Genomic DNA, 9,646 nt, shown 5'->3' with positions numbered 1-9,646 from the left:
TGTTACTAGGTGCTATATGAAACTAAAAAATTAGGCTCTCTTGTGTCTACGATACTGGGAGCACTCCAAAAGCCCATCATTTATTGGGCTTTTTCTATAAAAACTAAGGGTAAATTATTTCTTTTTAAGATTACCATTTTCTATCTGATAGCTCATTGTATCAAATAAGAAATCTGCAAGTGTTTTCGCTGAATTTACTGCTAGCTTTGCATGGTGTCTACTTGGTTTATACGTTACACCATGTGCATCAGACATTTTATTTCTCATAGTCGCAAGACCATTAATTATATTGGATAACCCTGACAAAACCTGTTTAATTGAGTCAGAAATATCCTGTCTGCTTGGTTCTAGATTTAATAGCTTTCTTACTCGATTAAAAATCTTAACTAGGTCTCCATCATTTCCTTTAGCATTAGGATCTAACTCAGCTTCAATTTTCACACATACTGCTTCAATTAAGCTGCGTGCATTAGTTATGGCCCCTGAGTAATCTTCGGCCTCAATTTTAGCCTTACATTTTTGGATTTGTTCTTCTATAAGAAGTTCACTAAGTTCTTCAGATTTTTCAAATCGCTGCTCAATCTCAATAATAGTTCCAGCTAACTCTCGTACTTTGTAAAAATTTCCATCTCTAACTACTTCATAGCCGTCATAATTTAAAATTTCATTTACTTGAGCAGCGCAGATTTCTACTGAATGCCCCTTAGACGTAAGATCAATCCAAAGCCTAGGGTCAAGCATTTCTCGAATGGCATCTTTTAGTTTAGGCTTACCATTCAGTTCAGAAACTTTTCCTTTTGCATAAATGGCACGGCTTGGAAAACCTTGCCCATAGGTTTCTCTAAACCCCATTTTATTGAAGAATTCTACAAGATCGACACCACGTCTATATGGCCAGCCTTCTAGATCTCCAGCTATATATTCGCCAAGACGTTGAGTAGAGAAGTCAGATAATTTCATTGGTTTAATTCAGTAAATCTAAAATTTATATATTACTAATTATCAATAGATTTTAAACAATAAAAAAACCCCGGCATCCTGCTGGGGTTTTTCGTATTGGTTCGCTCGGTATAACTCCTGTCGTACCTTACAGTCCTTGTGCTTATCTATTGTTATTCTTATATGGAACTTCCTGTTCTCGATGAGTTCATAATAGGAAAATTCCAGTATTCCGGATAGCAGCAAAGAGTAGAGATTGATGTGAGCCAAAGCGTACAAAATAGCCTAAATTTTATCCCCAGCAATTGGGGATAGTTTTGGAACTTGGATCCGTATGAAATGGGCACTGATTGCCAAATTGATCGTTTTTTAACCAATTTTACTGGCAAAATGTTACAGATATGCTTAAAAACTCACCAACTTATTACAAAAGCCAATTTTTGTGCATTTTACGATCAGGGTGAAATTTTTAAGTAATTGATATTTATATTAATATACAAGTGTATTGCGTATAATCACCATTATGTTAAATAGGGACTGCTACACTATACAACTGTTACTTGTAAGGATTAAAAATGAGCTTAGGCATAATGGAAAAACTCACTCATAGTACAGTGAGAATTGAGACAGATCTTCATGGTGGTGGGATATCTACTGGTACAGGCTTTTATATGAATTTTCTCCAAAAAGAAGATACTTGTATTCCTGTAATTGTTACTAATAAGCACGTAGTTGCTAACGCTAATGTTGGTCGATTTCATGTAACAGTTGCTAAGGATGATGGGCTTCCTGATACTGGCAAACATCAACAATTTCAATTCGGGCAATTTGAGCAACAGTGTATAAAACATACCATCCAAATATTGATCTTGCAGCTTTTTTAATAGGACCATTACTAAATCAACTGCAACAATCTGGGCAAAAGCTTTTTTATATACCCCTCCAGACAGATCTAATTCCAAAAGATGAGGAGCGTGAGTCCTATTCATCTATGGAAGATATAGTAATGATTGGTTACCCAAATGGAATTTGGGATGCAAAAAACAATCTTCCTGTTATACGAAAAGGTATCACTGCAACGCATCCTAATGTTTCTTGGAATGGTAAGTCTGAATTTTTAACAGATATTGCTAGTTTTCCAGGGTCTAGCGGCTCTCCTGTTTTTTTAGCAAATATTGGGGGATATATGGACAATAAAGGCAATACCTACATGGGGGCCTCTCGTATCCGCCTTTTAGGTATTCATTATGCTGGAGCAATGCATACTGCATCAGGTCAAATACAGATTGTTACCGCACCAACTTCAAATATTCCAGTACCAATTACTCAGATACCAAATAACATTGGTGTAGCTATTAACTCTAAGGAAATTTTTGCTCTTGAGAAAGAAGTTGAACGTTTGGTTGGGGGAAATCTGTAACTAAAATTAAGTTCCCCTAAAATTAACATAATACACCTTATACGAATTCCCAGAGCATGGCTTTCAGCCATGCTTTTGTTTATCAAAATAGTATAGATATATGAATTTTAAGATAAAGAAAAAGCCTTATAGTCTCTCCCGGAACTATAAGGCTTATAAATCGCTGTAATTTTTTTCTTAATTACCTACTTTTTTCTCTATAGGTTATGAATATATTTTACCGATAGGTAAAAAACAAAGATATAAGACAAAAGATGAATATGCTAAGAATTCCGCGTAAAGCCTACTATACTAGTTTCGCATAACTACCATTATGTTAAATGGAGATTCAAAGCTCTTTGCTAAAGTAGGTATAGTAGTAATAATTATTGAGTAAATAAGAGAATTAAGCTAATGAAATACTCAAAAGAAAGAATAGTAAAAGCCCTACTACTTGCTCCATTACCATTACTTTTCTTTGCTGCATTGCTCTTTATCATAATGAATCATGAATATAGCCTCTATTCAATTTTTGTGGTTTTTGTAGGGCATGGGCTTGTTTACTTAGCTTATTGTATTTTGACTGTGCCTTTCAGCTTCATGTTCTCAATTCTTTTAAATCGTTATAGCATCCTTAACCTGCTAACCATCTGTATTAGTGCTCTAATTATTGCTGCACCATTTTTTATTCTTTTTGGATGGAGCCATACAGGAGAAATTTCAAAAGAATGGTGGAAGATGTATACCAATACATGGACTGTTCTTATGGCTCTATTCCCTGGCTTATGTTATTGGCTATTTCTGATTACCTTAAATGATAAAAAATCAAAAAATGTTGAGCAAATGACTTAGAGTGAAATTCTTAAATATGCCTAAAATTAACATAATACACCTTATACGAAACGTGTTATAATTTTCATTAGAAATCAATGCTGTAGTTTCTAGTTGATAGCCCATCTTCCCCAAGGTGGGCTTTTTTATGGCTTTTTCATGTTTCACGCTCAATAAATAAACAATGTTCCACGAGTTTATTCAGTTTTAATAAACATCATCCGGTTTTTTGAGGAGTCATTATTTCAGGTGCTTGCACTGAAATTGGCTCATCAAAAAATTGGAGTCCTGGCTAACCATAGGGAAGGAAAAAACGGCTCAGGAAGCCTCTTTTTTTAGGTTCTGGCTCAACGTGTTCAGGGACAGGGATACGTTTATTGTCTTGTCGAGAGGTAGTCAATCCGTCATAGTTCGATTCAGTCTGTGACCGAGAATCTGTTGCTATATCCTGTTTAGATTTATGATCGGTAAACGTAGTCATATTGGCTTTTGGAGCTTCCAGTAAGCGCTGCATGGCCTCAATCTGTTCTTGATAAAACGATTCACGTTCTAATGATTGATTTTCTCTCTGTATTGCCTGATTTAATTGTTTTTCCAGTATGTCAACTTGACGTTTTAGCGAGTCAACTTCTGTCAAGTTTTGACTATTAGTTGATTGACTTTGGTTGACAGTAGAGTTGTTTTTTTGTGGTTCTCCAAAAACTCTCAAAGCCTCTGTGAAGTCAATTAAACCATCAGATCCTTTTGATAAATTCCCTTTCTTTATATGAGCATAGACAGCCTGTCTAGAATATCCATATAGTTTTGCTAGTTCTGAAACTGACAGTTTTTTCATTATGTAAACCAGTTTTCAAATAGTGTTAATAGTTGATTGTTAACTTTACTATGTCAATTGACATCATTTATTGAAAGCCGACTTTTCGAAGTAATGGCATAAGTTCTTTTAATTTATTTGGCTCTTGTAGCATGGTTACAATCCGTGCAGCAAACTGTTCATAGCTTTCATTACCTTGTGAAAGTTTAGCCATCTCAGGAAGTTCTGATAATTTACTAGCAAATAAATATCGTTGTGCATGTGTCAAATTGATTTTTAACTCTTTGTCCTGACCAATGTCGTTGGCTGTATTTATTGCTGACTTTTTCTGTTTGAAGCTAAATGAAAAACCTGTAATGGATCTACCGGTTTTATGTTGTTCAACTTTGACATTAATATCGGTATGTTCATTTACTTGTTTTAATGCAATGTCCAAAACATATTTCTTAAAATCGTACATCCTTTTGTATTCAGTTTCGAGTACACCTATTTTTTGTCTGAAATCGTAGATAGTTATAAGAGGCGTTTTTCCCGTACTACGCCAAGCAATCAATATTTCATATAAACGAACAGCATAAGCACTCGTTAAATTGCTTATTTGCTGTATCTCATACTTTGTAAATTGTTCTTCTAGCCTAGTTATTAAAGGCACAATAGCGGGAGCAAAAATAAGTCTAACGACAGCCTCATTATCAATATAAGCAACCTCGCTTACCCATCTTGATTTGTGATTAATAACATTACCTTTTTCACTAAGGCTTTGATAACTGAATTGTCTTGCAAATAGGTCATCGCAAGCATCTTTCAAGGCTTGATAAGCAGTATTTCGATGTACACCAAATTGATTGATATAACTTTCAGCATGAACTGTTAATGGATCATTAGCATTGATCCCTTTACCTGATTCCCTGGCCTCAACGATAGCTAAAAGAATTAATCGTTGTTCTACTAGATCAAGGTTATAACTAGCATTAATTAAAGCGTTATCTTTGACAATTAGTTCGGTTTTCATATGAAAAATTTATATTTTTAAGTCAATAAGACGAGGTTATAATATTAACTCGCTTAATGCAAGGTAGACCTCGTTTTAATGCAAGGTAAACCTCGTTTTAATGCAAGGTAAACCTCGTTTTAATGCAAGGTAAACCTCGTTTTATAATCTCTAAAAGCCTTATAAATTCAGCCTTACAGGCTATCTAAAAGCATTTAAAAGCTTAAAAATAATTAAAAGCCCAGGGAATGAAAAATTGCCCTTGGTTTTCGCTTCGCTCAAACTCTATTGAATCTCGCTTTCGCTCGATTCGTCGGGGCAATTTTTGGTTAATATTTCCGTGACTTTGAAAAAAGCAAAAGCAAGATAAAAAGCAGATCGGAATTCGCTTCGCTCATAAGCTTTTTTACTCGCTTCGCTCAGTTTGGGAAGCCAATTTGGAAAGTTCGCACCCATGCGGGATGCTCTGCTATGCAGGTGATGTATGGATAGGGAGCTTGTAATCAGGGAAAGGGATGGGCAAATTTTCTCAGTTCGCTCGTAGACACTCGCTCTGTTTATCGACTCATGCCACGAGATTTCATTTTAGGCGCATGTTGCTGTGCTTTGAGCTGTTCTTGTCTAAGTTTCATCTGCTGTTCGGTTTTGATCTCGTCCACACATTTTTTAATGACCTTGTAGGACTGGTAGAGGGTCTGGTATTGCTTGGCTTTCTCCGGATGCTGCTTTTGGTATTTCTTCCAGGCATGTTCCTGGAAAGCATCGTTTTGCAGTAATTCCTTCACACCATGTTTTTTCTGATGCTCATGTTGGCCTTTTAGTTTTTTGTGTTCCTGGTAAATCGCGTCACGTTGTGCTTCCCAGGCTTTTTTGCCAAACAGCAAGGGCTTGTTCTGGGTTAATTCGTTGTGTTGATCCACCAGACTTTGCAATTTGTCATGACTTTGCTTGAGTCCGCTTTTTACGATCTCCTGGGCAAGCTGCTGATTGAACTCGTTTTGATGTTTGTGCTGATTGATCAGGGTTATTTCGGCTTGTTTAAGATTACGCTGCATGAAATCCAGGTCTAGATTCGCGTCTTTTGCGCTAATTTGGCCTTTGAGCAGTTGAACGAGGGTTTCCCTCTGTTTTTCCTCAAACACGGCTTTTTCGTCAATTGGTGGCGTTTTAGCGCTATGTTCGATTTGAATCTGCTGTTCTTTTTTCTGTTTGCTGAGTTCTATCTCATTTTCAGCAATCAGCATGTCCATATTTTTGCCGTATTGCAGCTGAGCCTGATTTCTGTGTTTGATTTCATCATTGCTTCGGCTGATTTCGGTTTCGATGCCTTGTCTGCGTAGCTCGGTGACTTTCGGTCCTTCGTGCAGCGTCGCTTCCAGACCATTCTCCTGATCTTTGTAGCTGCGGTGATTAACTCGGGCGGTGGATCCGGCCATATCCAGGTGCATATTGCAGATCTCGGCAAAGTGCTCGCGCCAGTGCTCGATTTCTCCACTGTGTTTTTGGTCCAGTTCCCGGGTTTTATCCGTGAAGCCTTCTGGCGTGAGTTTGCGTGTGCTCATCAGGATATGCGCGTGATAATTGCGTTCATCGCTGCCGGATCCGGTATGCGGTGCATGGATACATGCATCAACCGCCACCTGGTGTCTGTCTACAATGCTAGAACATAGATCTTCGAGCATGGCCAGGCGTTGTTCCTGGTTCAATTCACTGGGAAAGGCAATTTCGAATTCCCGGGCGACTGTAGAATTTTTTCGGGTTTCCCGTTGTTCAACTTCGTTCCAGAGTCTTTCCCGGTTTTTTAAATGCTCTGGTGCGCCTTCGGGTAAATAAATCTCTTTATGTTCCACACCGGTTTTTCGGCTGTAATCATGTTCCCGGCCTTCACGTTCACAATAAATCTTTTCACCTGCACGATAGGCGATTGCAGCAGTGGCGGAACGCCCTGCAGATCGTGCTACGGTTTTGACTGAAAAGTGGTAAATCGCCATGCCTGTTTTTCGCTTTTAAATTTTCACGTAGTGAAATACAACCGTGGATACGGTTGTCGGGGTATTGGGGGGACCCCAATCGGACTTGCAAACGAAGTTTGCATAAGTGCGCTCTTCGAGGAAAACATTACTATACATATAGCACCTTGAATGCATATTCAAGTGCGCTTATGTTAGGGATGGTTTCCAGGATGATGGTATTGGATTAATGAGCGTTACTGAAACACTAGACAGCAAAATCAAGGCTCAGGAAGAAAAGCTGAAGCAGCTTAAAGCTCAAAGACAGGCAGCATTGGCAAGAGAACGTGCCAAAGAGAAAGAGCAGGCACGAAAGGATGATACCAGACGTAAAATTTTAATCGGATCCTGCATGCTAAAAATCACCGAAGAGGATGAACAGGCTCGGGCAAAATTGATTATGCAGATGGATAAATATTTAACGGATGAAAGAGATCGTAAGCTGTTTGATCTGCCGATATTTAATTATTGATCTGTTGAAAAGATAAATAGGAATGTGAAATGAGATTGTTGATTGCTTTGATTTTTCCTTGGCTGCTGTTTTTCACTATAGGACGACCATTTGCAGGCATCATTTGTTTGGTACTTCAGATTACAGTTTTAGGTTGGATCCCGGCTGCCATCTGGGCAGTATATGCTTTGTCGCAATATAAGACTCATCAGAAAATTAAATGAGCAATACGCTCTTCATAAATAGTTTAGTTTCCTGATTTTTAGATCTGATTAATTTTGTGATTTCCATCACACTTATCCATAAGTTAGTGATCGGTTTTGGGGTATTAGGGGTGATTGTTTGATCAATAAGTGATCTAATAAGTCTTATAACAATAACTATAAAACTCCAGAGGGCAAAAAAAATTAACCCTCTAATTCTTAGTTAGAAAAAAAATAAAATAAGAATTAGAGGGTTTCATTTTTTATTAAATTCACTCTATGTTTCTTCACAAAGCTCTTATCCAATATCGGTATGGGGCTATTTTTTTGAACTTCGTATAAGAGATTTTCATGTTAGACACACGAATGCGTAAGGCTCATAAACAGGGCCTTTCACATAACGTGTATTATGTTAATTCTAGAAAATTTAAAGAATTAACTCTCAAGTAACTGGCCTATTTCCAACCCACGATATCCTCGCTCTTTTAGTACCAAGACAATAGCTTTTTTATAGTCATCAGAACTGGAAGTCTTATATTTTATGATTAATTGATTCTCTGAATTCAGTTCAAGGGCATTCTTATAGGTTAAGACTTCAGTAGAAATCTTATTAAAACTATTTAGATTAAACATACAAGAGGTACCTTCATCCTGTCATAGTGGCCCGACTACAACAAATACCTGCCTTAGCTTAGCTAGCACACCCTTGGCAACAAGGATTACAAATTAAGAAAAGTTCTGCAAGTTTTCAAAAGCTATAAGAATGCAGAATCAACTAAAATCATTATTATTTACATAATGGCGATTACATGAAGTGAGGTCTAACATTTGAACTTCGCATAAGAGATTTTATGTTAAATGAGCAAAAACAGTAGGCACATGTGCACCTACCTTAAGAATAGAAATGATCGTAATTTTATCAAGCAGCTAGAATATCTAGGATTTTACTTCTTGGTAAAACATATTCTCCATTATCCTGCTCTTGAAAATCAATAGCGGCACGAATCAATGTATTGATGTAATCACAATCATCGTGCTTTTCATGCGCTGCTAAAGCAAAAATGCTAACAATAAAACTGTTCCCTCTGAACCTAATGTATAAACCATACATAAGTCACTTGTTCCGGCGCCCTATAAACTTACGAGGAAAATTATTTTTATCCCATTCTTCGATAGCTTCCATCCGCCATAGCTTCCGCATCAAGATATCAACATGCGCTAGTCCATGTGCTTCCATCACATGCCTTGGATAATCATTGGGATCATCCTTCCCAAATCACTCTTGCCAATCGTTTAGAAAACGCTCCACTATTAAACATATAAAATTCAAAATCTTTAGCCATCATAGCAAGGATATGCCGATCTTCATCGGTTTTAGCCCCAGCATAATAGCAATCAAAAATTCCAAAAATTTTTTGGTAAAAAATTAGGAATACACCACCTCCGGTGACAAGTCTCAAATCAACTCAACAGTATAAGGTGTATTTAAAGATTTAGAAATATTTTTTTTTAAAAATATAGTCATGCTTCCGACGTAATTTGCAAATTTCATCACTAAGCATTTCGAGATTCATAGAAATTCTTTCGGCTTTTTCTCTTGTTAAACCATAAGATTTTGAGCTAACTTTTTTAACTACTTTTTTAGATTCAGACATACAGGACAATTAATCTGTTTTACTAACTCACCATAACCATTTATATAATTTCTATAACTCAAACCCAGATAGATTATGAATATGAAACTAACATTGGCAGAATCCTTAAATGGATGTTTTCGATAAATCATCGATTTTTAATAAAAAAACAATAATTTGTTTTACGGTTGGTTCGCGATTATAAAGCAACCGAATTGATTAAGATAGTTCTTATATTACTCTTGACAGAAAAATATAGTGTAAAAAATTGATACTGATGGTCATTATAAGTAAGTTTTTTTATTAATAAGTTGTTAATTTTCATTAATTTATCCTTTTAGATTAATTAACAGTATTTTTAATATAGGTATAGCA

The 9,646-nt window shown here is 36.5% G+C and carries 13 protein-coding genes; 5 read left to right on the top strand and 8 right to left on the bottom strand.

Features of this window, described 5'->3' with window-relative positions; all coding sequences use genetic code 11:
• Positions 1-114: 114 nt before the first annotated feature.
• A complete protein-coding gene (locus ACO1B7_RS15250) occupies positions 115-960 on the bottom strand; it encodes an abortive infection family protein (protein ID WP_108091257.1) in 846 nt (281 codons plus the stop codon).
• Between the two features lie 554 nt (positions 961-1,514).
• On the opposite strand from ACO1B7_RS15250, the gene ACO1B7_RS15245 reads away from it, so the two are divergent.
• The 3 genes from ACO1B7_RS15245 (at position 1,515) to ACO1B7_RS15235 (ending at position 3,190) form a co-directional block, all read left to right on the top strand.
• On the top strand, positions 1,515-1,823 hold the full coding sequence (locus ACO1B7_RS15245) for a hypothetical protein (RefSeq protein ID WP_423090351.1): 309 nt from the start codon (positions 1,515-1,517) through the stop codon (positions 1,821-1,823).
• Complete coding sequence (locus tag ACO1B7_RS15240; protein WP_423090350.1) at positions 1,778-2,359, top strand: S1 family peptidase; 582 nt, start codon at positions 1,778-1,780, stop codon at positions 2,357-2,359. The genes ACO1B7_RS15245 and ACO1B7_RS15240 overlap by 46 nt, the downstream gene beginning before the upstream one ends.
• 393 nt (positions 2,360-2,752) lie before the next feature.
• Positions 2,753-3,190 (top strand): hypothetical protein, encoded by a 438-nt coding sequence (locus ACO1B7_RS15235; protein WP_423090349.1) that lies wholly within the window; start codon positions 2,753-2,755, stop codon positions 3,188-3,190.
• Between the two features lie 271 nt (positions 3,191-3,461).
• On the opposite strand, the gene ACO1B7_RS15230 is transcribed toward ACO1B7_RS15235, so the two are convergent.
• The 3 genes from ACO1B7_RS15230 to mobQ form a co-directional block, all read right to left on the bottom strand.
• A complete protein-coding gene (locus ACO1B7_RS15230; RefSeq protein ID WP_423090348.1) occupies positions 3,462-4,004 on the bottom strand; it encodes a plasmid replication DNA-binding protein in 543 nt (180 codons plus the stop codon).
• A gap of 67 nt (positions 4,005-4,071) precedes the next feature.
• Positions 4,072-4,995, bottom strand: coding sequence for a replication initiation protein RepM (gene repM / locus ACO1B7_RS15225; RefSeq protein WP_423090347.1), 924 nt, complete (start codon positions 4,993-4,995; stop codon positions 4,072-4,074).
• A 536-nt stretch (positions 4,996-5,531) separates the two neighbouring features.
• The gene (mobQ, locus tag ACO1B7_RS15220; RefSeq protein WP_423090346.1) at positions 5,532-6,965 is read right to left on the bottom strand and encodes a MobQ family relaxase; all 1,434 of its coding nucleotides are present in this window, start codon (positions 6,963-6,965) and stop codon (positions 5,532-5,534) included.
• Between the two features lie 208 nt (positions 6,966-7,173).
• Here mobQ and ACO1B7_RS15215 point away from each other — a divergent pair, with 208 nt between their 5' ends.
• Positions 7,174-7,455, top strand: a complete 282-nt coding sequence (locus tag ACO1B7_RS15215; RefSeq protein ID WP_423090345.1) for a mobilization protein — start codon at positions 7,174-7,176, stop codon at positions 7,453-7,455.
• 29 nt (positions 7,456-7,484) lie between these two features.
• Positions 7,485-7,658, top strand: coding sequence for a YqaE/Pmp3 family membrane protein (locus tag ACO1B7_RS15210; RefSeq protein WP_423090344.1), 174 nt, complete (start codon positions 7,485-7,487; stop codon positions 7,656-7,658).
• Between the two features lie 414 nt (positions 7,659-8,072).
• On the opposite strand, the gene ACO1B7_RS15205 is transcribed toward ACO1B7_RS15210, so the two are convergent.
• From ACO1B7_RS15205 to ACO1B7_RS15190, 4 genes are all read right to left on the bottom strand, one after another.
• Positions 8,073-8,270 (bottom strand): hypothetical protein, encoded by a 198-nt coding sequence (locus ACO1B7_RS15205; protein WP_423090343.1) that lies wholly within the window; start codon positions 8,268-8,270, stop codon positions 8,073-8,075.
• Between the two features lie 286 nt (positions 8,271-8,556).
• Positions 8,557-8,748: a hypothetical protein gene (locus tag ACO1B7_RS15200; protein ID WP_423090342.1), complete on the bottom strand. Its 192-nt coding sequence runs from the start codon at positions 8,746-8,748 to the stop codon at positions 8,557-8,559.
• A gap of 151 nt (positions 8,749-8,899) precedes the next feature.
• Entirely contained in the window at positions 8,900-9,097 is a 198-nt protein-coding gene (locus tag ACO1B7_RS15195) for a hypothetical protein (protein WP_423090341.1), read from the bottom strand.
• A gap of 33 nt (positions 9,098-9,130) precedes the next feature.
• Positions 9,131-9,292, bottom strand: coding sequence for a hypothetical protein (locus tag ACO1B7_RS15190; protein ID WP_423090340.1), 162 nt, complete (start codon positions 9,290-9,292; stop codon positions 9,131-9,133).
• Positions 9,293-9,646 lie beyond the last annotated feature (354 nt).

The sequence above is a fragment of the Acinetobacter lwoffii genome (genome assembly GCF_049367455.1).
Lineage (GTDB): Bacteria > Pseudomonadota > Gammaproteobacteria > Pseudomonadales > Moraxellaceae > Acinetobacter > Acinetobacter lwoffii_W.
The sequence above is the reverse complement of the archived record's forward strand: the minus strand, read 5'-3'. Positions and strand labels throughout refer to the sequence as shown.

What these genes read in the sequence shown, in the direction of transcription:
- ACO1B7_RS15250 (WP_108091257.1), bottom strand. Translation starts at nt 960, where the DNA reads ATGAAATTATCTGACTTCTCTACTCAACGTCTTGGCGAATATATAGCT.
- ACO1B7_RS15245 (WP_423090351.1), top strand. Translation starts at nt 1,515, where the DNA reads ATGAGCTTAGGCATAATGGAAAAACTCACTCATAGTACAGTGAGAATT.
- ACO1B7_RS15235 (WP_423090349.1), top strand. Translation starts at nt 2,753, where the DNA reads ATGAAATACTCAAAAGAAAGAATAGTAAAAGCCCTACTACTTGCTCCA.
- ACO1B7_RS15230 (WP_423090348.1), bottom strand. Translation starts at nt 4,004, where the DNA reads ATGAAAAAACTGTCAGTTTCAGAACTAGCAAAACTATATGGATATTCT.
- repM (WP_423090347.1), bottom strand. Translation starts at nt 4,995, where the DNA reads ATGAAAACCGAACTAATTGTCAAAGATAACGCTTTAATTAATGCTAGT.
- mobQ (WP_423090346.1), bottom strand. Translation starts at nt 6,965, where the DNA reads ATGGCGATTTACCACTTTTCAGTCAAAACCGTAGCACGATCTGCAGGG.
- ACO1B7_RS15215 (WP_423090345.1), top strand. Translation starts at nt 7,174, where the DNA reads ATGAGCGTTACTGAAACACTAGACAGCAAAATCAAGGCTCAGGAAGAA.
- ACO1B7_RS15210 (WP_423090344.1), top strand. Translation starts at nt 7,485, where the DNA reads ATGAGATTGTTGATTGCTTTGATTTTTCCTTGGCTGCTGTTTTTCACT.
- ACO1B7_RS15205 (WP_423090343.1), bottom strand. Translation starts at nt 8,270, where the DNA reads ATGTTTAATCTAAATAGTTTTAATAAGATTTCTACTGAAGTCTTAACC.
- ACO1B7_RS15200 (WP_423090342.1), bottom strand. Translation starts at nt 8,748, where the DNA reads ATGTATGGTTTATACATTAGGTTCAGAGGGAACAGTTTTATTGTTAGC.
- ACO1B7_RS15190 (WP_423090340.1), bottom strand. Translation starts at nt 9,292, where the DNA reads ATGTCTGAATCTAAAAAAGTAGTTAAAAAAGTTAGCTCAAAATCTTAT.